General features: G+C 59.7%; 24 protein-coding genes. 15 read left to right on the top strand and 9 right to left on the bottom strand.

Features of this window, described 5'->3' with window-relative positions:
- Positions 1-104: 104 nt before the first annotated feature.
- Positions 105-1412: an ATP-dependent protease ATPase subunit HslU gene (gene hslU / locus IMCC21224_RS01460; protein ID WP_047993833.1), complete on the bottom strand. Its 1308-nt coding sequence runs from the start codon at positions 1410-1412 to the stop codon at positions 105-107.
- A 75-nt stretch (positions 1413-1487) separates the two neighbouring features.
- Complete coding sequence (gene hslV / locus IMCC21224_RS01465) at positions 1488-2045, bottom strand: ATP-dependent protease subunit HslV (protein WP_047993834.1); 558 nt, start codon at positions 2043-2045, stop codon at positions 1488-1490.
- A 98-nt stretch (positions 2046-2143) separates the two neighbouring features.
- On the opposite strand from hslV, the gene IMCC21224_RS01470 reads away from it, so the two are divergent.
- Positions 2144-3094 (top strand): phosphotransferase, encoded by a 951-nt coding sequence (locus IMCC21224_RS01470; RefSeq protein WP_047993835.1) that lies wholly within the window; start codon positions 2144-2146, stop codon positions 3092-3094.
- 87 nt (positions 3095-3181) lie between these two features.
- On the opposite strand, the gene IMCC21224_RS01475 is transcribed toward IMCC21224_RS01470, so the two are convergent.
- Positions 3182-3991: a quinoprotein dehydrogenase-associated SoxYZ-like carrier gene (locus IMCC21224_RS01475; RefSeq protein ID WP_369795980.1), complete on the bottom strand. Its 810-nt coding sequence runs from the start codon at positions 3989-3991 to the stop codon at positions 3182-3184.
- A 135-nt stretch (positions 3992-4126) separates the two neighbouring features.
- Between IMCC21224_RS01475 and IMCC21224_RS01480 the strand changes: the two genes are divergently transcribed.
- A complete protein-coding gene (locus IMCC21224_RS01480) occupies positions 4127-5161 on the top strand; it encodes a quinoprotein relay system zinc metallohydrolase 2 (RefSeq protein ID WP_047993836.1) in 1035 nt (344 codons plus the stop codon).
- A gap of 31 nt (positions 5162-5192) precedes the next feature.
- Here IMCC21224_RS01480 and IMCC21224_RS01485 read toward each other — a convergent pair whose 3' ends face one another.
- Positions 5193-5804 (bottom strand): hypothetical protein, encoded by a 612-nt coding sequence (locus IMCC21224_RS01485; protein WP_047993837.1) that lies wholly within the window; start codon positions 5802-5804, stop codon positions 5193-5195.
- 153 nt (positions 5805-5957) lie between these two features.
- Between IMCC21224_RS01485 and IMCC21224_RS01490 the strand changes: the two genes are divergently transcribed.
- The 7 genes from IMCC21224_RS01490 (at position 5958) to IMCC21224_RS01520 (ending at position 12291) form a co-directional block, all read left to right on the top strand.
- Entirely contained in the window at positions 5958-7070 is a 1113-nt protein-coding gene (locus IMCC21224_RS01490) for an S-(hydroxymethyl)glutathione dehydrogenase/class III alcohol dehydrogenase (protein WP_047993838.1), read from the top strand.
- Between the two features lie 9 nt (positions 7071-7079).
- Positions 7080-7916 (top strand): S-formylglutathione hydrolase, encoded by an 837-nt coding sequence (gene fghA / locus IMCC21224_RS01495; RefSeq protein ID WP_047993839.1) that lies wholly within the window; start codon positions 7080-7082, stop codon positions 7914-7916.
- 12 nt (positions 7917-7928) lie between these two features.
- Entirely contained in the window at positions 7929-8336 is a 408-nt protein-coding gene (locus IMCC21224_RS01500; RefSeq protein ID WP_047993840.1) for a cytochrome c family protein, read from the top strand.
- Positions 8337-8490: 154 nt separating this feature from the next.
- Positions 8491-10290 carry a lanthanide-dependent methanol dehydrogenase XoxF5 gene (xoxF5, locus tag IMCC21224_RS01505; protein ID WP_047993841.1) on the top strand — a complete coding sequence of 600 codons (1800 nt, stop codon included), beginning with the start codon at positions 8491-8493 and terminating at the stop codon, positions 10288-10290.
- Positions 10291-10380: 90 nt separating this feature from the next.
- A complete protein-coding gene (locus IMCC21224_RS01510) occupies positions 10381-10917 on the top strand; it encodes a c-type cytochrome, methanol metabolism-related (protein WP_047996782.1) in 537 nt (178 codons plus the stop codon).
- On the top strand, positions 10901-11746 hold the full coding sequence (locus tag IMCC21224_RS01515) for a substrate-binding domain-containing protein (RefSeq protein WP_047993842.1): 846 nt from the start codon (positions 10901-10903) through the stop codon (positions 11744-11746). The genes IMCC21224_RS01510 and IMCC21224_RS01515 overlap by 17 nt, the downstream gene beginning before the upstream one ends.
- Positions 11743-12291: a PQQ-dependent catabolism-associated CXXCW motif protein gene (locus IMCC21224_RS01520; protein ID WP_255347979.1), complete on the top strand. Its 549-nt coding sequence runs from the start codon at positions 11743-11745 to the stop codon at positions 12289-12291. The genes IMCC21224_RS01515 and IMCC21224_RS01520 overlap by 4 nt, the downstream gene beginning before the upstream one ends.
- A 28-nt stretch (positions 12292-12319) precedes the next feature.
- Here IMCC21224_RS01520 and IMCC21224_RS01525 read toward each other — a convergent pair whose 3' ends face one another.
- The 3 genes from IMCC21224_RS01525 to IMCC21224_RS01535 are packed head-to-tail and all read right to left on the bottom strand — an operon-like array spanning position 12320 to position 14598.
- Positions 12320-13132 carry a quinoprotein dehydrogenase-associated SoxYZ-like carrier gene (locus tag IMCC21224_RS01525; RefSeq protein WP_047993843.1) on the bottom strand — a complete coding sequence of 271 codons (813 nt, stop codon included), beginning with the start codon at positions 13130-13132 and terminating at the stop codon, positions 12320-12322.
- A 1-nt stretch (position 13133) separates the two neighbouring features.
- The gene (locus tag IMCC21224_RS01530; protein ID WP_047993844.1) at positions 13134-14048 is read right to left on the bottom strand and encodes a beta-propeller fold lactonase family protein; all 915 of its coding nucleotides are present in this window, start codon (positions 14046-14048) and stop codon (positions 13134-13136) included.
- 13 nt (positions 14049-14061) lie between these two features.
- Positions 14062-14598 carry an SRPBCC family protein gene (locus IMCC21224_RS01535; RefSeq protein ID WP_047993845.1) on the bottom strand — a complete coding sequence of 179 codons (537 nt, stop codon included), beginning with the start codon at positions 14596-14598 and terminating at the stop codon, positions 14062-14064.
- 276 nt (positions 14599-14874) lie between these two features.
- On the opposite strand from IMCC21224_RS01535, the gene IMCC21224_RS01540 reads away from it, so the two are divergent.
- From IMCC21224_RS01540 to IMCC21224_RS01565, 6 genes are read left to right on the top strand one after another with little or no spacing between them, the layout of a single operon-like run.
- A complete protein-coding gene (locus IMCC21224_RS01540; RefSeq protein ID WP_047996784.1) occupies positions 14875-16050 on the top strand; it encodes an ABC transporter substrate-binding protein in 1176 nt (391 codons plus the stop codon).
- A 19-nt stretch (positions 16051-16069) separates the two neighbouring features.
- The gene (locus tag IMCC21224_RS01545; protein WP_047993846.1) at positions 16070-17044 is read left to right on the top strand and encodes a YVTN family beta-propeller repeat protein; all 975 of its coding nucleotides are present in this window, start codon (positions 16070-16072) and stop codon (positions 17042-17044) included.
- 27 nt (positions 17045-17071) lie between these two features.
- Positions 17072-18043 carry an ABC transporter substrate-binding protein gene (locus tag IMCC21224_RS01550; RefSeq protein ID WP_047996785.1) on the top strand — a complete coding sequence of 324 codons (972 nt, stop codon included), beginning with the start codon at positions 17072-17074 and terminating at the stop codon, positions 18041-18043.
- A 10-nt stretch (positions 18044-18053) separates the two neighbouring features.
- Positions 18054-18803 (top strand): ABC transporter permease, encoded by a 750-nt coding sequence (locus IMCC21224_RS01555; protein WP_047993847.1) that lies wholly within the window; start codon positions 18054-18056, stop codon positions 18801-18803.
- A complete protein-coding gene (locus tag IMCC21224_RS01560) occupies positions 18800-19405 on the top strand; it encodes an ABC transporter ATP-binding protein (RefSeq protein ID WP_047996786.1) in 606 nt (201 codons plus the stop codon). Before IMCC21224_RS01555 ends, IMCC21224_RS01560 begins: the two co-directional genes overlap by 4 nt.
- Positions 19406-19435: 30 nt before the next feature.
- Positions 19436-19867 (top strand): hypothetical protein, encoded by a 432-nt coding sequence (locus tag IMCC21224_RS01565; protein WP_047993848.1) that lies wholly within the window; start codon positions 19436-19438, stop codon positions 19865-19867.
- 88 nt (positions 19868-19955) lie between these two features.
- Here IMCC21224_RS01565 and IMCC21224_RS01570 read toward each other — a convergent pair whose 3' ends face one another.
- Both IMCC21224_RS01570 and sucD read right to left on the bottom strand, forming a co-directional pair.
- A complete protein-coding gene (locus tag IMCC21224_RS01570; protein ID WP_047993849.1) occupies positions 19956-20924 on the bottom strand; it encodes a D-glycerate dehydrogenase in 969 nt (322 codons plus the stop codon).
- A complete protein-coding gene (gene sucD, locus IMCC21224_RS01575; RefSeq protein WP_047993850.1) occupies positions 20921-21820 on the bottom strand; it encodes a succinate--CoA ligase subunit alpha in 900 nt (299 codons plus the stop codon). The genes IMCC21224_RS01570 and sucD overlap by 4 nt, the downstream gene beginning before the upstream one ends.
- Positions 21821-21823: the final 3 nt, after the last annotated feature.

Here is a 21823-nt window from a genome sequence, read left to right on the forward strand (position 1 = left end):
AATGTGCAGAACGTACCCGCAGGAATTCATAGCCTTTCTATGAATAATCGCATGACTTCATAGTCACAGACTATCAACTAGGCTTCACTCAACCGATGAGGGTGCTAGAGCACATACCGGCTGAGATCCGTGGACCGGCTGAGATCGCCCAAGTGCTGTTCGACAAATCCCGCATCCACCGTCACGCTTTCCCCACCTTTGTCAGGCGCCGAAAACGACAATTCCTCAAATACCCGTTCCATCACGGTATACAGGCGCCTGGCTCCGATATTCTCAATCGACTGATTGACCTCGGCGGCGATGCGGGCAAGCGCGGCAATCCCGTCGGGGGTAAAGGTGACTGTGACGGCTTCTGTCGCCATCAGCGCGGTGTATTGCAGCGTCAGGGCATTGTCTGTTTCGGTCAGGATGCGTACAAAATCCGCTTCGGTCAACGGACGCAGCGTCACACGGATCGGCAGGCGCCCCTGTAACTCGGGCAGCAGGTCCGACGGTTTGGCGATGTGAAATGCGCCTGACGCGATAAACAGGATATGGTCGGTCTTGACGGGTCCATGTTTGGTGCTGACGGTGGTGCCTTCGATCAGCGGAAGCAGATCGCGCTGCACACCTTCGCGGCTGACGTCGCCGCCTCGCGCGTCGGAGCGCGCGCAAACCTTGTCGATCTCGTCAAGAAAGACGATGCCGTTCTGTTCAACGGCGTCCAATGCAGAGAGTTTGACGGCCTCGTCATCCAGCAACTTGTCGGCCTCTTCACCGATCAGCACTTCATAGCTCTGAGAGACAGTCAGGCGCTTGCGGGTTGTGCGCTGGCCAAAGGCCTTGCCAAACATCTCGCCCAGATTGGCCATGCCGGGCATGCCGCCCGGCTGCCCAGGGATGTCCATGCCGGAAAACGGGCTGGCTGTGTCGGCGATTTCGAGCTCGATCATCGTATCGTCCAACTCGCCGGACTTGAGCTTTTTTCGGAACATTTCGCGCGTCGCGTCGCGGGCATCCTCGCCGGCAATCGCGCTGATCACCCGTTCTTCGGCAGCTTGGTGGGCTGCGGCCTTGACGTCCTCGCGCATGCTCTCGCGGGTCAGCGCGATGGCGGCATCGACCAGATCGCGGATGATTTGTTCGACGTCGCGGCCGACATAACCGACTTCGGTGAATTTGGTAGCTTCGACTTTGATAAACGGCGCACGGGCGAGCTTGGCCAGACGGCGACTGATCTCGGTCTTGCCGACGCCGGTCGGCCCGATCATCAGGATGTTTTTGGGATAGACTTCGTCGCGCAGATCATCGGCCAATTGTTTGCGCCGCCAGCGGTTGCGCAGGGCGACAGCCACCGCGCGTTTGGCATCGTTCTGTCCAATGATGAAACGGTCGAGCTCCGAGACGATCTCGCGCGGGGTCAGGTCCGTCATGGGGGTATCCTTTCACTACGGGTGGGTTGGGCCAAATTTCTTTTGAAGAAATTTGTTAAAAGTTTGAGAAAACTTTTATATTCCTATCCGCTCCACCGTCAGATTTCCGTTTGTGTAGACGCATATGTCGGCTGCAATCGCCATGGCGCGGCGGGCAATCGTTTCGGCGTCGTGATCGCTGTCCATCAGCGCCCGTGCGGCCGCGAGCGCGTAATTCCCGCCAGACCCAATAGCGGTCACGTCGTGTTCAGGCTCTAGCACATCGCCAGCGCCGGTGATCACCAACAGGTCTGTCCCATCCGTGACGATTAGCATCGCTTCGAGTTTCTGAAGGTATTTGTCGGTGCGCCAATCCTTGGCCAGCTCGACGCTGGCGCGCTGCAACTGTCCCGGAGTCGCCTCAAGCTTGGCCTCGAGCCGTTCAAGCAGCGTGAATGCATCCGCCGTCGATCCGGCAAACCCCGCCACCACGTCATAGCCGCCCGGTGACAGTCGGCGCACTTTGCGGGCAGTGCCCTTGATCACAGTCTGGCCCAGGCTCACCTGCCCGTCGCCGGCGATCACCACTTGGCCATCCTTGCGGACACCGATGATTGTAGTGCCGTGCCAGCCGGGGAAGTCGTTCTTTGCCATGACTCTTCCTTTTTGTGTCTGGGCGCATATGGGGGCGGACCTTTTGCGCCGCAAGGCGTTCCGCTATCTATGCGAGATGTAGAGTTTGAGGTCGCGGAATGCAAATTCATGATAACCCAGCGCTTTTTGCGCTTTGGCGCAATCTCGCTCAGCAGGCTGGTCTACCGGTCGATGGATGGGAGGCTGCTCTTGCGTCTCAACGCAATGATTCAGAGCGGCGGCGTGTAGTGTATCACCTGACGCGGCAGGGTGTGAGGCTGGCGCTCAAGCTGGTGGGATACCCGGTGGATCGGTCAGGATTTGACGATGAGGTGACAGCACATTTGTCGGTACAAGAGCGGTTTGGTGGAGTGCCGCAGGTATTGGCGGCGGATCTCGAACAGCAGGCCGTATTGATGGAGTGGGCGGGTACAGAAACGCTGTATGACGCGTTGATCAGCTCCAACGCGCCGGACCGGCAGGCGCTTTTGGGTCGGGTCGGCGATTGGGTGGCGCGGTTTCATCGTACCGGTTTGCACGAGTGGCGGGTGTTTCAGCCAAAACATACCGTTCGGCATTTGCAGCGGCTGATGACAGAGGTTGAAACCGGCCAAAAAGCGGTCGCTGCTTCGCAGGACTGGCTCGCGGCGGCCGGGCAGTTGTGTGATCTGCAGCCGCAATTCGAAGGGCGTCAGACGGTGTCTTGTCTCGGGCACGGAGACCTTAACATGCGCAATATTTTGCTCGGTGACAGCGTGGCCGGGATCGACTTTCGGGGCGGCGGACCGGTGCCGGTGGGCCATGATCTTGCGCGACTCTTTGTGCATTTTGGCGCATTGCTTGCGCCCGTTGGGGACTGCATTGACGGAGTGTTGCCAGGTGTCGACATTTCGGGGTTCTGGAACGGATACGACTTGGTTGGGCCAGATGATCCGAGCGTCGGGTTTCTGACTCGGATGCGGATTCTGATCGACTGGCAGACTCTGCCGTCCGACCCGACGCGCTACAGCGCTGCGCAAACGCAGAGGTTTACCGGATTGAAACGTCTGGCAGGCTGCGCCTTTACCTGAGTGGATTTGGTTGTCGGCGCGCAAAGAGCTGTACAGAGCCAGATTGCGTCGTCTCGACCGCGACCGATCAGACGCCTGAATTGCGCCTTAGCTGTCGGCTGTCTTCGACAATTCCTGCTCGAATACGTTGCCTTCGGTATCGCGGGCGCGGATCGTCAGAGACGGCGCGCCGTTATCAGTGTACTGGAACCGGAAGACCGGGTTTTCGCTGATCGAGATGCCGCCTTGCATGGTCCAGAGCATGTCGTCGCCCTGATAGACCTCGATCGTGTCGATAAAATGCGCCGAGATGAACAACTGTGTGATCTGATCGCGTTGTAGCCCGGAATAGTTCGGGTGGCGGATCATGATCTGGGCGTCGTGTCGGGCGGTCGACATCTTTGGTGGCACCTCGGTGAACTGTCTCAGTCGCATCTGTCCCATCGAAGCCAGCGCCAGTTCCGGATTCTTTGAGGCGGGGGCCGAGCAACCGCCCGAGGCTTTTACAAAGCGGCCGTTCATCAGCGGGCCGGTGGCCGTGTCGGCAATGACCCGGACATTGGAATATTGGTTCACACGCACCCTTACCTCCATCTCGAGAGGAGACATCGCCGGGCCAAAACGGAACTCAGCCGCCAGCGGTGCCGGGTTTTCATCAATCACGATCTTGAGCTCGGAGATCTGCGCGTTAGGGTCGATCTGGCGGATCACAATCGGCACGGTCGCGGCATCGTTTGCCCGGTACGGTGCATCGACGGAAAACACCGCGCTGCCGTCCCCCAGTTCTACGTCTCCGACGATATCGCCGCGCAGCTCGGTCCAGCTCTCACTTTGGGTGAGCGGGTTTTGTGGCTCGTCGGCCGCCATTAGTGGGGTGGCGAGCAAAGCAATCAGCACGGAAACCTGGAAAATCTGCACGGGCAATGTCCTCCTCTACCCCAATACCGTCCATATATGCCACATTTTCCGGCAGAAACCTACTAGACCAATCGTCGGGATGGATCACCATTGCGTGCAGGCGCAGGCTCAGCAGCAGAGGGGGAGGGCGATCTGATGTTCGAAGCGATTGTGTCTCTGTGTTTGGCGACAGAGCCTTGGGTGTGCCGCGACGTGTTGGTGCCCGGGCACCAAGCGACCACTATGGCGGAGTGCGCGGCCACTCTGTCCGGGGGCGTGTTGGAAATCGACGGGCTGAAGCAGGCGGGCGCGCCGATTTGTGCGCCTGTCGGTCTGGTGCTCGACTTTGTCGAAGTGGCTCCGGGCCTGTTTGTGCATCGCGGACAGATCGCAGAACCCGACGCGGGCAACGGCGGTGACGTCTCTAACATTGCGTTTGTCGTCGGGCGGGATTCAGTTGCGGTGATTGATGCCGGGTCGGCTGCGTGGGTGGCCGAAGGCGTGTGGCGCGCGATCCGGATGCGGACCGATCTGCCGGTGAGTCATCTGATTTTGACACATATGCACCCGGATCACGTGCTGGGGGCAGCGGTCTTTGCCCGCGCGGGGGCAGAACTGATTGGTCATGCAGGTCTGGAACGTGCTCTGGCTGACCGGCGCGAAAATTATCGCCAGAGTCTGGCCAGCCTGATTGGGGTGGCGCAGTTCATCGGCAGCGATACCGCGCGCATTGGTTTAGAGGTAGCAGAATCTGCAAAAATTGATCTGGGCGGTCGAATGCTGGACTTGCTGGCCTGGCAGAACGCACACACTGGCACCGATCTGACCGTTCTGGACCGCGAGTCGGGCATCATGCTGACAGGTGATCTGGTCTTTGACCAACACACGCCTGCATTGGACGGGTCGGTGACTGGTTGGCAGGCGGTTCTTGCAGAGATGGCAACCCTTCCGGTGACCCGAATCGTGCCAGGACATGGCGGGCCAGTGCTCGACTGGCCAGAGGCGGGGGAACCGATGTTGCGCTACCTCGGGGTTCTGGCCACTGACACCCGCAACGCCATTGCCGAAGGGCAAAGATTGGGCGATGCCGCCAAGACAATTGCCGAGTCAGAGTCGACGCACTGGCAGCTATTCGATGCCTACAATCGCCGCAATGCGACCGTGGCCTTTACCGAGTTGGAGTGGGAATGATCCGACAGGTGTCGCGCGACGCGGGCGGCGCTTACTCGGCCAAAGTCTGGATCAGCATCTGGGCAATGGCGAACAGCCGCTTTTCCAGCAGTACCGGGGTTTCACAAACATAAGTCAGGGATTTCTGTCGGTCGGTATAAATCCGTTCGTCCCAGTCAGTTTGCTCTTCGAGCTTGTCCACCTTGTCGAAATCCGGCGCGTCTGCCGCCATCTGCTGGTCCATTTCAGTTCGGGCGGTATCGATTCGCTGTGTCATGGCGATCTGGCTAAGCGAGAACTCCTCGATCCCATGAATGATCTGGCCGCGACGGCTGGCCAGATTCTTGAACACCTTTTCGAACACATGCCCCATCAACGGTTCGCCACTGCCATGAACGGCAGAAAAATCCGCCACCAGACTCTGCGCATCCTCCATCGAGACGCGGCGCAGAACGAGGCTTTCGGCCAGTTCATCGGCGGCGCGGGCGGTTTCGGGGGTCAGTTTTATCTCGGCCAGCGGATGCGGCCACATCAGGCCAATCGACAGATTCTCGACCTTGCGCTGCAGGCACGGCCAGGTCGGATCAGCGAAATCGGCGGCTCTGACAGGCATCGTCAAAGCCAGTGTGACAAGCCCTGCGGCCAATACATCATGCAGTTTCATGGTGACTCTCCCTTGGGGGAAATATGCGGCAGACGGGCTTTGGTGTCCATCTCGGGCAATACCAACCATTGTCGCAATTGTTCGGTGACGGGTCGGTTTTATAGTGATCTCAACCGCCACTAGAGCGTCCAAATTACTGGGAGGAAATCAAGTATGCGCACCCGAGCCGCCGTAGCATTGGCAGCAGGCCAGCCGCTTGAAGTTATGGAAGTGAACCTTGCGGGTCCGAAGGCGGGCGAGGTTCTGGTTGAGATCAAGGCGACCGGCCTGTGCCATACCGACGAATTCACCCGCTCGGGTGATGACCCCGAGGGGATCTTTCCCGCCATTCTGGGCCACGAGGGCGCGGGTGTCGTGCTTGAAGTCGGCGAGGGCGTCACCAGTCTGCAACCGGGCGACCACGTCATCCCGCTGTACACCCCCGAATGCCGCGAATGCGAATATTGCCTGTCGGGCAAGACCAACCTGTGCCAAAAGATCCGCGTGACCCAGGGCCAGGGCCTGATGCCCGACGGCACCAGCCGGTTCAGCATGCTCGATGGCACGCCGATTTTCCACTACATGGGCTGCTCGACCTTTGCCAACCACACGGTGCTGCCCGAAATCGCGCTGGCCAAGGTCCGCAAGGACGCACCATTCGACAAGATCTGCTACATCGGCTGCGGTGTGACCACTGGCGTCGGTGCGGTGATCAACACCGCTAAGGTCGAGATTGGCAGCCGCGCCGTGGTCTTTGGCCTCGGCGGGATCGGGCTGAACGTGATTCAGGGCCTGCGGCTGGCGGGTGCGGATCAGATCGTCGGCGTCGACCTGAACGACGACAAGGAAACCATGGGCCGCCACTTCGGCATGACCGATTTTGTGAACCCGAAGAAGGTCGAGGGCGACATCGTGGCCCACCTGGTCGAACTGACCAAGGGCGGCGCGGACTACACCTTTGACGCGACGGGCAACACGACCGTCATGCGCCAGGCGCTGGAATGCGCGCACAAGGGCTGGGGCACATCGATCATCATCGGCGTGGCCAAGGCGGGGGCCGAGATTTCCACGCGGCCATTCCAGCTGGTGACAGGGCGCAACTGGCGCGGCACCGCATTCGGCGGCGCCAAGGGCCGGACCGATGTGCCGAAAATCGTCGACTGGTACATGGACGGCAAGATCGAGATCGACCCGATGATCACCCACACCCTGACTCTGGACGAGATCAACCACGGCTTTGACCTCATGCACGAAGGCAAATCCATCCGCGCCGTCGTTGTGTTCTGAGGGCGAATGATGGAAATCGTTTCAGAAAACCGGTGCTTTGGTGGCGTTCAGACTGTCTACAAACACGCCTCGAAAAGCTGCGGCGTCGATATGACTTTTGCCGCCTACCTCCCGCCGCAGGCAGAGGATGGACCGGTTCCGGTGCTGTGGTATCTGTCGGGGCTGACCTGTACCCATGAAAACGCCATGACCAAGGGTGGGTTTCAGGAACATGCAGCGCGCAACGGCGTGGCGGTGATCTTTCCCGACACCTCGCCGCGCGGTGGCGGTGTCGCCGACGATCAGGCCTATGATCTGGGACAAGGTGCTGGTTTCTACGTCAATGCGACCCGCGATCCATGGAAACCGCATTTCCAGATGTATGACTACATCGTATCCGAGTTGCGGGGACTCGTGCAGGACAATCTGCCGATCAGTGACCGGCACGGCATCACGGGCCATTCCATGGGTGGCCACGGCGCGCTGACTATTGCGCTGCGCAATCCTGATCTGTTCGATTCGGTGTCAGCCTTTGCGCCAATTGCCAACCCGACTCGGTCGGACTGGGGTCGAAAACAGCTCAGCGCGTACCTGGGTGATGATGAAACCGCGTGGTCCTGCCATGACGCGACCATTCTGCTGCAAGAACACGGCTGGAAGGGGGACATCCTTGTCGATCAGGGGTCCGCTGATCAGTTCCTTGATCTTTTGCGACCCGAAGCTCTGGCCGAGGCTATGACAAAACGTCGCCAGCCCGGAATCGTGCGGATTCAGAAGGGGTATGACCATTCGTACTACTTCATAAATACTTTTGCCTGTGATCATATCGAGTGGCACGCGGAACGATTGAGCAAGACGCGGCACTAGGAAAGGAAGACGATGACCCTCAAACTGATTAGCGCGGCGCTTCTTGTGGCCCTGTCGGCAGGATATGCTGCAGCCGAGAGCCACGAATTCGAGATCACTGGCGACGCCGAAAAAGGCGAAAAGACGTTTCGAAAATGCATGGCCTGCCATGCCGTCGGCGAAGATGCCAAGAACAAAGTCGGGCCAGTCCTGAACGGTATCGTCGGTCGCGCCGCCGGTGTCGAAGCCGGTTTCAGCTATTCCGCGCCGCTCATGGACAAGGCCGCCGAAGGGCTGGTCTGGACGCCTGACACATTGGCGCAATTTCTGGAAAAGCCGCGCGATTTCATCAAGGGCACAAAGATGTCCTTTGCCGGTTTGCGCAAGGAAGCGGAGCGCGATGACGTGATCGCCTACCTTGCAACGTTCAAGTCTGAATAGGGAGGTTTACAGACTATTCTCAGCATTTGTCCGGTCGGAGGAGAACAATCCGGGCAGATGTCTACTCTGGTTGGTTTCGGCAGTGGATGCGTCTTCATCCGCGTACTGGGGCCTTCCAGCACCAAAGTAAGATCTGTCAACAAGGGAGTTGGAAATGAAAAAGCTATTAGCTTTGACCTCGGGGATCGCACTTTGCGCCAGTATGGCCAGCGCAAACGATGACCTGATTGAACAAATAAACAACCCGGATCAGTGGGCGATTCAGACCGGCGATTACAAGAACCAGCGCTATTCCAAGCTGGATCAGATCACCGCTGACAACGTCGGCGATCTGCAGGTTGCCTGGACCATGTCCACCGGTGTTCTGCGCGGCCATGAGGGGTCGCCGCTGGTGATTGGCGATACCATGTATCTGCACACGCCGTTCCCGAATATCGTTTACGCGCTGGACCTGGCAAACGACGGCCGCATCCTGTGGAAGTACGAACCCAAGCAGGATCCGGACGTTATTCCGGTGATGTGCTGTGACACGGTCAACCGTGGTGTGGCATATGCCAACGGCAAGATCTTCTTGCATCAGGCTGACACCACTGTTGTGGCGCTGAATGCTGAAACCGGTGCTGTGGAATGGTCCGTGGCAAATGGCGATTCGTCCAAGGGCGAAACCAACACCGCCACTGTGCTTCCGGTCAATGACAAGATCCTCGTTGGCATCTCGGGCGGTGAATTCGGTGTGCGTGGGTCCCTTACGGCTTACAACATGGAAACCGGCGATCTGGAATGGCGTGCCTATTCCATGGGTCCGGACAGCGACATCCTGATGGACCCCGAGAACACCATGAACCTGGGCAAGCCGGTTGGCGCTGACTCGGGTACGAACACCTGGGAAGGTGATCAGTGGATGATCGGTGGCGGCACCACTTGGGGCTGGTATTCCTACGATCCCGATCTGAATCTGGTGTATTACGGTACTGGTAACCCTTCGACCTGGAACCCGGCACAGCGTCCTGGTGACAACCGCTGGTCGATGACCATCATGGCGCGCGATGCCGACACCGGCATGGCCAAGTGGGTCTATCAGATGACCCCGCATGACGAGTGGGATTATGACGGCATCAACGAGATGATCCTGACGGAGCAGACCATTGACGGCACAGAGCGCAAGCTTCTGACCCACTTTGACCGGAACGGCCTGGGCTACACCCTCGACCGCGAAACTGGTGAACTTCTGGTCGCCGAAAAGTTCGACCCGGCCGTGAACTGGACCACCGGCGTCGACATGGACAAAGAATCCGACACCTACGGTCGCCCGGCAGTGGTCGCCCAGTACTCGACCGAGCAGAATGGCGAAGACGTCAACTCGACCAACATCTGCCCGGCCGCTCTGGGATCCAAGGATCAACAGCCTGCGGCTTACTCCCCGGACACCGAACTGTTCTACGTGCCGACAAACCACGTTTGCATGGACTACGAACCGTTCCGCGTGTCGTACACTGCCGGACAGCCCTACGTTGGCGCGACGCTGGCAATGTACCCGGCACCGGACAGCCACGGTGGCATGGGTAACTTCATCGCCTGGGATAACGTCGCGGGTGAGATCAAGTGGTCCATCCCCGAGCAGTTCTCGGTGTGGTCAGGTGCTCTGGCAACTGCGGGCAATGTCGTGTTCTACGGCACGCTCGAAGGTTACCTAAAGGCGATCGACGCTACGACTGGCGATGAACTCTACAAGTTCAAAACCCCGTCGGGCATCATTGGCAACGTGATGACCTACACCCATGAAGGCAAACAGTATGTCGGCATTCTGTCGGGTGTTGGTGGCTGGGCCGGTATCGGTCTTGCGGCTGGTCTGACCAACCCGAACGACGGTCTGGGTGCTGTGGGTGGTTATGCCGCTCTTAGTGACTATACCGCGCTTGGTGGTCAGCTGACTGTGTTTGCTCTGCCGAACTAAGCACTGCACAAAATCGGGGCCGACACTCTTGTCCAGAGTGTCGGCCTCACCTTCCCGGTTTCCCTCCAAACTTGAAAGGTCCGCCTGATGATGCGTACCGCCTCTCCAATTCTCGTCGCCGCGATCCTTGCGCTTGGACTGCCCGTCATGGTCAGTGCCCAATCCTGGAGCGATCAGCCGGTCGACCCCGCCAAGGATCATCCGCAGGTTCCCGTCGCCTATGACGAAGATGGCCGGTATTATACGGACGATGACATTCCGACTTATAACGTGGACGAAGATGGCACCGTCGATTGGCTGACCTTTTCGGGCTTTCGTCGCTATCACTCCGAATGCCACGTCTGCCACGGCCCCGACGGCGAAGGGTCGACCTATGCACCAAAGATCAAGAACTCGGCCGTGCATATGGATTATTACGATTTCGTCAGTGTCGTTGTGAACGGTCGTGCCAACGGCAATTCGGTTATGCCGCACTTTGGCGATAATGCGAACGTCATGTGCTATCTTGACGACATCTATGTCTACCTCAAGGCCCGCGGCATGGACGCTGTCCCCCGTGGCCGTCCGGCCAAGAAGCAAGCGAAATCCGACGTGATTGCCGAGACTGAAAATGCCTGCATGGGCTAAAATAATCTCAGGACTAGTCCTGGTTTCGGCCCTGCTCATCTCCCGGGCGGGTCCGGGAGAGGCGCAGACCTCTGACCTTGTGTCAAAGACCGCGTTCAGGGTCTGCGCTGATCCGGCCAACTTTCCGATGTCCAACAAAGAAGGCACCGGGTTCGAAAATAAGCTGGCCGACTATTTTGCCGCTACGCTGGACTTGCCGCTGCAATATGAATGGTACCCCATGGCGACGGGGTTTATTCGCAACTCGCTGGCTGCCAACAAATGCGACGTGGTCATTGGTTATGCTCAGGGTCACGAGCTGGTGCTGAACACCAACCATTACATGACGTCTGCCTATGCGCTGGTGGTGCCGCGCGATGGTCCGCTGGCGGCGGTCACCAATCTGTCCGATCCCGCCCTTAAGGGACTGCGTATTGGGATCATTGCGGGCAGTCCGCCCGCGACGCATATGGCGCGCAACGGTCTTTTGGGTAAGGCAAAGGCCTATAACCTGGTGGTCGACCGGCGGCATGAGTCGCCCACCGTGGATCTGCTGAACGATGTCAAATCCGGCGACACGGCGGCGGCAATCCTCTGGGGGCCAATCGCCGGCCCGATGGTCAAACAAGAATACCCTGACCTCATGGTGATCCCCCTGTTGCAGGAAACGCTACCACCACGGCTGTTCTTTCGCATCACCATGGGCGTGCGGCTGGGCGAGAAAGTCTGGCAGCGCAAGCTGAACTCGCTCATCCGTCGGAATCAGGCTGAGATCGACGCCATTCTGATCGACGCAGGCGTACCCCTGATCAACGATATGGGCACCGCCGTAATGGATCAGGGCCAGTGAAAACCCGTCTGGCAGCGTGCGTTTTGGCGCTGCTGCCAGGATTGCTCTGGGCGGTCGAAGAGCCTGCGGAATACCGCATGGATGAATTCCGAGCGCCAGTGCCTGCGACTCTGGCCGGTGGCCATGTGGTTGGGCCGGAAGAGGCGCACCAACTCTGGGCGTCTGGCAGCGTTGCATTTATCGACGTTCTGCCGCAGGCGCCTAAACCTGCGGGTCTGCCCAAAGGCACGATCTGGCGTGACAAGAAACGCAACTCTATCCCCGGTGCGCTGTGGCTGCCCAATGTTGGCTATGGAGCTTTGGCAGAAAGCTATCACAGCTATTTCCGCCAAGGGCTCGCGAAAGCGACAAACGGAAACATGGCGCATCCGGTGCTGTTCTTTTGTCTCGAAGATTGCTGGATGTCCTGGAACGCGGCCAAACGGGCGTTGGAATACGGCTATGTCACGGTCTATTGGTTGCCCGAAGGCACCGATGGCTGGGCCCTGTGGGATTATCCGCTGGAAGAGGCCAAGCCAGAACCGGAACCTGCCGCCGCGCAATAGTCGGTCGCGCCGCAGCGTCTTAGATCCGTCAGTACCCCGTCAAACGTTTGTTCGCATGGGTCACGGTGCCGTCTGTGTCCGTCATGGTCACATCTACGGACTGGGTCTGACCCGGAACAGACAGGCTGACGCGGGGATTCTCAGAGAGGGAGATGCTGCCTGTCATATCGACATATCCATGCCCATCGAGGTCAATTTCAACCGTCTCGACATAGCGCATGGGGATGAACAGCAACGAAATCTGGTCCATTTGCATGCCCGACAGACTGGGATGTGAAATATCCAGATCCAACCGCCGCTGACGCATCGACAGGGCGGTCAGCTTTTCGCTGACGCTGCCCTCGCCCATTGTCCCGTCGATTCCAATGGTCATCTCACCCAGCGTCGCCAGCGCCAATGACAGATCAGATCCGGGAGGCGCCGAACAGGCCCCTTGCCCGGACGTTTTGACAAAGGTCTCGGCGACAAACAGTTGACCATCAGTCGTCTCGGCAATCACATGCAGCGGCGTCGGTCCGTTGATCCGCATCGTTACGTCAAAGAAAAATCGTGGCAGCGGCGCATCAAAGTTGAACACGGCTGACACCGGCATCGGGTTCTCATCAAGGATCAGCGTTACGCTGCCCAGCAACAACCCCTGCGGCGCAGCGATCTGCGCAGCGATTTGGGTGCGGGCGTCGTTGCCGGTTCTATACGGCGTGTCGATGGCGATAAACTGGCCGCCATCGTTCAGCACTCGCCCCTCGTACAGCGCGTCAGACAGGTCGGGCCAGGCGGGTTCATAGGCCAGCGCAGGAAACGCCAGCGCAACAAGGGGCATTGTCAGAGCGGTCAGTTTCATATCAGTTCCTCTGCTGAATGAAGGTGCCAAAGGCGCGGGGGCCATCGCCGGTTTCAATTTCGCCGGTGACGGTCAGGGTGTCGGCATCAATCAGGCTCACTATGTTCGAAAACCAGTTTGCCACAACAATGGTGCCGCCGTCGCCTGTCACGTCGATTCCTTCGGGATATTCACCGACCGCGATCAGTCCGACCGACGACAGCGTGGTCAGGTCAATGACGCTTACACTATCGGCGTATTGGTTGGTGACAAAGGCGCGATCCCGCGCAAAGGCCACGCCATAGGGACGCGATCCGGCCGCCACGGTGGCGAGTGTTTCGCCGGACTTTGGGTCAAGGACCGTCACATCGTCCGATCCGACATTGCCAACGAACAACCGCCCGTCCGGCGCAAAGCCTAGGCCAAAGGGGCGAATCCCAACCGCCAAACGGTGGCGCAACGTCAGCGTATCCAGATCAAAGACAGACACCTGATCCGAATCGCGATCAGCCGAGGCAAGCAGAGTGCCGTCTGGCGAAACAGACAGTCCGGCCGGGGCACTGCCGGTTTCAAGTTCGCCCAGCAGGGCCAGGGTTTCGGCGTCCAGCACAAAGATCCGGGCGTTATACCAGTCCGACACCAGAATGCGGTTGTGTCGACCATCAAAGGCCACGCCGATCGGGCCGCCATCAAGCGCCTGTTCCGCGAGAATTGTGCCCGCAGCATCCAGCCGCCGCACCACCTTGCTGTCGGGCGAGACGGTAAAGATGTGCCCGGCACCATCCACCGCGACACCGGCGGGTTTGCCGGGGATCGGAATGCGCGCCACCTCGATGCGGGCGTCGAGGTCAAGAATGCTCAGTTCTTCGCTGTTCTGGTTGGTCACATAAGCAAAATCCCCCGCCGCCAGTGGGCTGGCAGCGAAGGCAATGATCATCCATAGCGTTGCGCTACGGCGCGCCAAATCGTTCGACAAGCGCGTCGAGCCCGCCCTGATAGACACCGGAGACTGCGGCAATCGCCGCCTCGTCACTCAGTTCCGGGGGCGGGTCATTGTTGGGGTAGCCGCGATAGAAGGCGCCGCGCCATTCAACGGTTGATCCGCCCTCGGGGCGGGCTTTGACCGTCAGATGCGACGAATAGTTTGTAACCGGCAGCACTTCGACCAGAACATCGGTGATGCGGTAAGAATAGGTCATCTTGGCCGCGTCGTATTTGTACAGGATCTCTGAAATCGTCGGTCCGCCTTCGGCACCCAGCGTCAGGACGCGGGTGGCGTCGATATCATTGCCGCCCTCACCAATCGACGAGAACACCGCCGGATGCCAGCTCATGTCCTGAAAATTTCCGATCACCTCCCATACGGCGGCAGGTTCTGCGGCCACTATGGTGTTCAGCGTGACTTTCTGCCTCGTCGGCCCGTGGGCGAATGCCAGTTCGGGCAGTACCAGCCCAAGGATGACAAGTAGATATTTGAGTTGTCGCATAGGTCCTCACGTTTGGAAGTGTTTTTGTTTCGTGGTTTTGCCGCCCCCGCTGTCACGCCTCGTCCCATAACGCGGCAGGATATGCGCCTGCCCGATGGCGCAGGATCATGTGTGATCAGCGGTGCCCGGATCATACCGTATCGTGTTGCATCGGGGCCGTGGGCGGCAATGCTCCAAAAGTATCGGTTTGGGTGTTCAAAGATCTCTGGCAAGGTCGGTACAGATCCCGAAACAGGGACAGGCCCGAAACAGGGCAAGGAGGAAATCTTGACCTGTATGCGTATCCTGCTGGTGTGCGGTGTGCTGTCGCTTGCGATCACCGGGCGTGTCGCCGCCGCCGAGGTGCGCGCAGCGGTGTTTCGTATTGATTATCCGACCCTTGCACCGATTTCACGTTTCGACCTGGTGCCCGAGGATATCGGCTTTGCCGGGGCGCGGCTGGCGGATGAGGACAACCAGACCACCGGCCAGTTTCTCGGCAACACGTTCGAGACCGATATGGTTGCTGTCGCCCCTGCGGATGCCGACGCCGCCTTTGACGCGCTGCTGGCGCAAGGTCATGACAAGATCGTGATGATCGCCGCGCAGCAAGATCTGCTGCGTCTGGCAGACAAGGCCGGGGACAATGTGTTGGTGCTGAACGCCAGCGCGCCGGACACCGCGCTGCGGGACGTTGAATGCCGCGCCAATATTCTGCACATTCCGCCCAGCCATGCGATGAAGGCAGATGCGGTGGCGCAGTTCGCGCTGTGGAAGCGTTGGCCGCGGTGGTTTCTGATCCATGGCTCGAACCCGGCGGATCGTTTGCTGGCTGACGCCTACCGCCACGCCGCGCGCAAGTTCGGTGCGAAGCTCGTCGAAGAGCGCGAGTTCGAGGATACAGGCGGATCACGCCGCACAGACACCGGTCATGTTCTGGTGCAGCGGCAGATCCCGGTCTTTACTCAGGACGCAGCGGATCATGATCTGGTGATCGCGGCTGACGAATCGGATGTCTTTGCGCCCTATCTTGGCTATCATCTGTGGACTCCGCGCCCGGTCATGGGGTCTGGTGGGTTGCGTCCCGTGACGTTCCACGCCGCGCATGAGGCCTGGGGCGCGACCCAGTTCCAACGCCGGTTCGAGGCGCTGACAGGCCGCTATATTCGCGAAGAGGATTACCAGGCTTGGCTGGCCCTGCGCGTGATCGGTGAGGCCGTGACCCGCACCGGCAGCGCCGATGCCACCACCTTGCGCGATTATGCCCTGAGCGATGAGTTCGAGCTTGCGGCGTTCAAGGGGGTTGCGGTCACGTTCCGTCCCTGGAATGGCCAGTTGCGCCAGCCTGTGCTGCTTTATGACGGGCGGATCACGGTCAGCGTTTCACCACAAGAGGGGTTCCTGCATCAGCGGTCGCCGCTGGATACGCTGGGGCTGGACGAACCTGAATCCACCTGCGCCGCGTTTGACTGAATATACGGGAGAGAGTGTTATGCAGCGACTGATCCTTACGACCGCGCTGATTGCGACGATGATGACACCGGCGCTCGCGAACAAGGTCTATGTCAGCAACGAAAAGGGCAATACCGTCTCAGTGATCGACAGTGACACCTGGGAGGTGGTGAGCGAATTCGACGCCGGTCACCGCCCGCGCGGAATCACGATCAGCCCGGACGGCAAGCTGCTGTATGTTGCCGCCTCGGACGATGATCAGGTCAAGGTGTTTGATGCCGAAACCTATAAAGAGCTGTATTCGCTGCCTTCTGGTCCCGACCCGGAACTGTTTGTGCTGCACCCCAGTGGCAATCCGCTGTATACCTCGAACGAGGATGACAACATGGTCACGGTGACGGACACCCAAAGCCATACCGTCCTGGCCGAAATTCCAGTGGGCGTCGAACCTGAGGGCATGGCTGTCAGCCCGGATGCTAAATGGGTCGTCAACACCTCTGAGACGACGAACATGGCGCATTTCATCTCGACCGACGATTACAAGATCAAACACAACATTCTTGTCGATCAGCGCCCGCGATACGCACAATTTACCGATGATGGCACGATGCTGTTTGTCACCTCGGAAATCGGTGGCACGCTCAGCGTCATCGACATGGCAGCCGATGGCACCCCGACCCTGCGCCAAAAGATCGGGTTCGAGGTATCGGGCGTCTTGCCAGAATGGCTGCAACCTGTGGGGGTCAAGATCACAAACGACGATAAATGGGCGTTTGTCGCACTGGGGCCGGCGAACCGCGTCGCGGTGATCGATGTCGAAACCCTTGAGGTGGTGAAATACCTGATTACCGGTCAACGAGTCTGGCAATTGGCCTTTACGCCGGATGAAAAGTACCTGATCACCACAAACGGAAATTCCAACGACGTGACCGTAATCGACGTGGCGGCGCAAAAGCCGATCAAGTCGATTCAAGTGGGGCAGCAGCCCTGGGGCGTGGTTGTTGCGCCGGACTGATCCGGCAGAGCATTTGGGAGAATGACGATGAAATCCTTCAAATATGCACTCGGCCTGGTGGCTTCGTTGTCCATGGCTGGGGCGGCGCTGGCGCAGGATGTTCCGGTGATCCGCGCAGCCGTACTCAAGATCGGGACGGTGAATTGGGAGCTGGAGACCATCACCGCAAACGGGTTCGATGCGAAATATGGCTTTGCCCTGGATGTGCAGCCTTTTGCCGACAACGGCGCAACCCGCGTCGCGGTTGAGGGCGGTGAAGCAGACGTTGCCGTGGCCGACTGGATTTGGGTCGCGCGGCAGCGGGCCGAGGGCAAGGATTACGTCTTTGTCCCCTATTCCAAGGCTGTGGGCAGCGTGGTTGTCCCCAATGCCAGCACCGCAGAATCGCTAAAGGATCTGGCGGGGGGCAAGATCGGCATCGCCGGCGGGCCGTTGGACAAAAGCTGGCTGATTCTGCGCGCCTATGCGCAGCAGGAATACGGCATGGATCTCAAGGCCGAGACCGAGCAGGTGTATGGCGCGCCGCCGCTGATCTTCAAGGCCGGGCTGTCCGGCGAACTGGATGGGGCAATCAATTTCTGGCACTTTCTGGCCAAGATGAAGGCCGGAGGCATGCGCGAACTGATCTCGGTCGAGACGGCCGCCACGGCGCTGGGACTGAACCCCGATACGCCGCTTTTGGGTTATTACATGAAGGAAAGCTTTATCACCGAACACCCGGGCATCGCGCAGGCGCTGTATGATGCCTCGCAGGACAGCAAGGCGCTGATGGCCAGCGACCCGGCAGTCTGGGATGCCCTGCGCCCGATGATGAATGCCAGCACGGATGCGCAGTTCGAGACGCTGAAAGCAGACTATGTCGCCGGATCCCCGTCGCGTGGCCCGGTGGATCTGGATGGCGCCGACAAGTTCCTGAAACTGATGGCGGATCTGGGCGGTGCAGAGCTGGTCGGCAAGGCGACAACCCTGCCCGTGGGTCTGTTCGCGGATGTGAAGTGATGTTCGCCCGATGACTGACAAGGGCCTTGTTCCGGCGCTGTCATTGGTCGGGTTGCTGTTGCTGTGGCTGGTGGCTGCGGCGCTGACGGCGGATCCGCAGATCCTGCCGGCGCCGCAGACTCTGGTCGCGCCGTTTCTGGCAGAGCTGCGGTCCGGCGAACTGACTTACCATCTGGGGCATACATTGCTGCGGGTGGTCTGGGCCTTTGTGCTGGCGATGAGCATCGGATTGATACTGGGGCTGGTGATGGGCCGTTCGGAAACCATCAATCGCTGGCTCGACCCGTGGCTGGTGGTGTTTCTGAACCTGCCGGCGCTGGTGCTGATCGTGCTGTGCTATTTGTGGATCGGATTAAACGAGACAGCGGCGATTGTGGCGGTGACGCTGAACAAGGTGCCGAATGTGACGACCGTGATCCGCGAGGGTGCCCGGTCGTTCAGCCCTGATTTGGACGCGATGGCCCGCGTGTACCGCATGCCACTGGCCGCTCGGCTGCGGCATGTGCTGTTGCCGCAGCTTGCGCCGTTCATGGCCGCCGCAGCGCGGTCGGGTATCGCGGTGATCTGGAAAATCGTTCTGGTTGTTGAATTCCTTGGTCGTTCCAGCGGAGTGGGGTTCCAAATCCATCTGTATTTCCAGCTATTCGACGTCAGAATGGTTTTGGTCTACGCGCTGTCCTTCATCTTTGTGATGCTTTTGGTCGAGTGGACTCTTTTGCAGCCTTGGGAACGGCGCGTGCGCCGGTGGCGGGCGGCATGATCAAGGTCGATGTCCTGCGCAAAACCTATGGCGACAGCCAGATTCTGGGCCGCGTCAGTTTCGAAATCGCCAAGGGTGAAACAGTTGCCATTCTGGGGCCTTCGGGCATCGGAAAATCGACCCTGCTGCGGATCATTGCCGGGATCGACCCGGCCTATGAGGGCACTGTGACCCGCCCCGACCGCATGGCGATTGTGTTTCAGGAACCGACGCTACTGCCGTGGCGGTCGGTGTTGCGCAACATCACGCTGGTCCACCCCGATCTGGGGGAATCCGCAGCGATGCAGATGCTGGAAAAGGTCGGGATCGGTGACAAGGCTGCGCTGTTTCCGGGGCAGTTGTCACTGGGGCAGCAACGACGGCTGGCGCTTGCGCGGGCCTTTGCCGGCAGTCCTGAGTTTTTGATCATGGACGAGCCCTTTGTCTCGCTTGATCCCAAGACCGCCGAGGCGATGCTGGCCCTGACCGAAACCCTAATCCACGAGACTGGGCCCGCCACCCTGTTTGTCACCCACGCGCGGGGTGAGGCAGAGCGGTTTCATGCGCGCGTTCTTGAATTGCGCGGGGCACCCGCGACGCTGATGCCCCGCCTCGTCATCTGATTGTAGTGTTCAAATCCGAAAGGAACGCCCATGAAACGCCTGTCACTCTCTGTCCTTCTGGCAATATCTCTGGCGCTGCCCGCTGCGGGGCATGAGTTGGGATTTGCCGGCCTGCTGTCGGCGGGGAACATGGAAGAGTTGCCCGAGATCACGCTGGGGTCCGGCAAGCCTTTGGCTGATGGGCCGCTGATGCTAAAGTCCGGCACCGGCTACGAGATTGAGATCGTGGCGGATGGGTCCGCCGAACTGGGGCTTGAGGGGCCGGGGTTCTTTCGCGCAATCTGGATCAATGAGATTGTGGTGAACGATCTGGAAATCCGTCCGCTGGGGATCGATTCGGTGGAATTCGACAACGCGGGGAGGATGGAGATCGAATTTATCGCAATCAAACCGGGCCGCTATTTCCTGCGTGTGCCGGGTTCGACCGGCGAAAGCCAGCGGGTCGACGTCGTCATTCAGTAACACCGCTGCGGGTCGGGATCCGCTCGAACAGGCCAGAGGGGGAGCTGTGTCCCTCTGGCCTGTTCTTCCGCAACGCGGGAGGAGATCGCTACGAAACCGGGTTGGGCACCGGCTGACCGGCAAAAAAGGCATCAAGGTTGTCCGCGACCATATTGCCCATCTCTTCACGCGTTTCGCGGGTGGCGCTGCCCAGATGTGGCAGAAGCACGGTATTTTCCATCGCGATCAGTTCCGCCGGTACATCCGGCTCACCCTCGAACACATCCAGCCCGGCACCACCAATCGTGCCGTTCTTTAGCGCCGCGATCAGTGCCGTCTGGTCAATGATGTCACCCCGCGCGGAGTTGATCAGCAGCCCCTCGGGTCCGATCAGTGCCAGCCGCTCGGAGTTCATCATATGTGTGTTTGCTCCGCCGCCGGGGATGTGCAGCGATACCACGTCGGCGGCCTTGAGCACATCTTCGACCGTCTCAAGGCGCTGTGCGTCAAGCCCGCTCAGATCGCTGTCGGACGGGGTGCTGCGGTTGAAATAGACGACCTTCATACCAAAAGCAGCCTGTGCGCGACGGGCGGTGGCGATGCCTATCCGGCCCATGCCGATGATACCCAGTACTTTGCCGGACAAGCGCATCCCCATCATGTGGGTCGGACGCCAGCCGGTCCATTTTCCGGCGCGCAGCTCACGTTCTCCCTCACCGGCGCGACGGGCCAGCATCAATAGCAACGTCAGCGCCGTATCGGCGGTGCAATCGGTCAACACGCCGGGGGTGTTGGTCACGGTCAGGCCCGCGCCAGTCGCCGCGGCGATGTCGATGTGGTTAAAACCCACCCCATAGTTGCCCAGAATCTGCGCCCGTTGCCCGCCGGAAAAAATCGACGCGGGCAGTTTGTCCGAAACGGTCGGGCATACCGCGTCGAATTCGTTCAGGGCGATGCCGATCGCCTCGGGCGACATTGGGATATCCTGAGTGTTGAGCGTGGTGTCGTAGGTTTCAGACAGACGCGCCTCGACCGACTGGGGCCAGCGACGCGTCAGCAGTACTTTCTTCTTGGTCATGCAGCTACCTTCTTGCCCGACAGCACGGCTTCGACGGTTTCGCCAAAGGCTGCGGGGTGCGGAATGATAGTGTGGCCAGCCTCGCGGATGATCTCAACCTTTTCCTGCGCGGATTCACCAAAGGCCGACACGATGGCACCGGCATGGCCCATCCGCTTGCCCTTGGGCGCGGACAGACCGGCGACATAGGCCATAAGTGGTTTTTTCATATGCGCGCGCGCCCATTCCGCCGCCTCGGCCTCTTGTGGGCCGCCGATTTCGCCGATCATCACGACGGCATCGGTGTCGGGATCATTCTCGAACAACTCCAGCACATCACGGAAGGAAAAGCCGTTGATCGGATCGCCGCCGATACCGACCGAGGTGGAAACGCCGATGCCGCGCGCCTTCATCTGGCTGGCGGCCTCGTAGCCCAGTGTGCCCGAGCGGCCGACAATGCCGACCCGGCCCGGAATGTAGATGTTGCCCGGCATGATCCCCATCATTGCCTGGCCGGGGGTGATCGTGCCGGCGCAGTTTGGCCCGGTCAGGATCATCCGATCCTCGCGACGATAGCGCCGCATATAGCGCTTCACCCGCATCATGTCCTGCGACGGGATGCCATCGGTGATGCAGACGCAGTATTTGATGCCCGCGTCGGCGGCCTCCATGATCGAATCCGCAGCAAAGGGTGGTGGGACAAAGACAATGGACGCCTCGGCGCCGGTTTCGGCCACCGCGCCCTTGACGGTGTTAAAGATCGGCAGATCCAGATGTGTGCCGCCGCCTTTGCCGGGGGTGACGCCGCCGACAACGTTGGTGCCATACTCCTTCATCTCTTGCGCATGAAAGCTGCCAATGCGCCCGGTAAAGCCCTGGACGATAACGGGGGTCTTGCTGTTGAGCAGAATGGACATCGT

Origin of the sequence: Puniceibacterium sp. IMCC21224 (assembly GCF_001038505.1) — a bacterium.
Classification (GTDB): domain Bacteria; phylum Pseudomonadota; class Alphaproteobacteria; order Rhodobacterales; family Rhodobacteraceae; genus Puniceibacterium.

Excerpts from the sequence above, each read along its gene's own strand:
- IMCC21224_RS01555 (WP_047993847.1), top strand. The coding sequence starts at position 18,054 with ATGACTGACAAGGGCCTTGTTCCGGCGCTGTCATTGGTCGGGTTGCTG.
- IMCC21224_RS01530 (WP_047993844.1), bottom strand. The coding sequence starts at position 14,048 with ATGATCATTGCCTTCGCTGCCAGCCCACTGGCGGCGGGGGATTTTGCT.
- IMCC21224_RS01490 (WP_047993838.1), top strand. The coding sequence starts at position 5,958 with ATGCGCACCCGAGCCGCCGTAGCATTGGCAGCAGGCCAGCCGCTTGAA.
- xoxF5 (WP_047993841.1), top strand. The coding sequence starts at position 8,491 with ATGAAAAAGCTATTAGCTTTGACCTCGGGGATCGCACTTTGCGCCAGT.
- IMCC21224_RS01525 (WP_047993843.1), bottom strand. The coding sequence starts at position 13,132 with ATGAAACTGACCGCTCTGACAATGCCCCTTGTTGCGCTGGCGTTTCCT.
- IMCC21224_RS01500 (WP_047993840.1), top strand. The coding sequence starts at position 7,929 with ATGACCCTCAAACTGATTAGCGCGGCGCTTCTTGTGGCCCTGTCGGCA.
- IMCC21224_RS01485 (WP_047993837.1), bottom strand. The coding sequence starts at position 5,804 with ATGAAACTGCATGATGTATTGGCCGCAGGGCTTGTCACACTGGCTTTG.
- hslV (WP_047993834.1), bottom strand. The coding sequence starts at position 2,045 with ATGGCAAAGAACGACTTCCCCGGCTGGCACGGCACTACAATCATCGGT.
- sucD (WP_047993850.1), bottom strand. The coding sequence starts at position 21,820 with ATGTCCATTCTGCTCAACAGCAAGACCCCCGTTATCGTCCAGGGCTTT.
- IMCC21224_RS01470 (WP_047993835.1), top strand. The coding sequence starts at position 2,144 with ATGCAAATTCATGATAACCCAGCGCTTTTTGCGCTTTGGCGCAATCTC.
- IMCC21224_RS01545 (WP_047993846.1), top strand. The coding sequence starts at position 16,070 with ATGCAGCGACTGATCCTTACGACCGCGCTGATTGCGACGATGATGACA.
- hslU (WP_047993833.1), bottom strand. The coding sequence starts at position 1,412 with ATGACGGACCTGACCCCGCGCGAGATCGTCTCGGAGCTCGACCGTTTC.
- IMCC21224_RS01570 (WP_047993849.1), bottom strand. The coding sequence starts at position 20,924 with ATGACCAAGAAGAAAGTACTGCTGACGCGTCGCTGGCCCCAGTCGGTC.
- IMCC21224_RS01510 (WP_047996782.1), top strand. The coding sequence starts at position 10,381 with ATGCGTACCGCCTCTCCAATTCTCGTCGCCGCGATCCTTGCGCTTGGA.
- IMCC21224_RS01565 (WP_047993848.1), top strand. The coding sequence starts at position 19,436 with ATGAAACGCCTGTCACTCTCTGTCCTTCTGGCAATATCTCTGGCGCTG.
- IMCC21224_RS01560 (WP_047996786.1), top strand. The coding sequence starts at position 18,800 with ATGATCAAGGTCGATGTCCTGCGCAAAACCTATGGCGACAGCCAGATT.
- IMCC21224_RS01540 (WP_047996784.1), top strand. The coding sequence starts at position 14,875 with ATGCGTATCCTGCTGGTGTGCGGTGTGCTGTCGCTTGCGATCACCGGG.
- IMCC21224_RS01535 (WP_047993845.1), bottom strand. The coding sequence starts at position 14,598 with ATGCGACAACTCAAATATCTACTTGTCATCCTTGGGCTGGTACTGCCC.
- IMCC21224_RS01515 (WP_047993842.1), top strand. The coding sequence starts at position 10,901 with ATGCCTGCATGGGCTAAAATAATCTCAGGACTAGTCCTGGTTTCGGCC.
- IMCC21224_RS01550 (WP_047996785.1), top strand. The coding sequence starts at position 17,072 with ATGAAATCCTTCAAATATGCACTCGGCCTGGTGGCTTCGTTGTCCATG.
- IMCC21224_RS01480 (WP_047993836.1), top strand. The coding sequence starts at position 4,127 with ATGTTCGAAGCGATTGTGTCTCTGTGTTTGGCGACAGAGCCTTGGGTG.
- fghA (WP_047993839.1), top strand. The coding sequence starts at position 7,080 with ATGGAAATCGTTTCAGAAAACCGGTGCTTTGGTGGCGTTCAGACTGTC.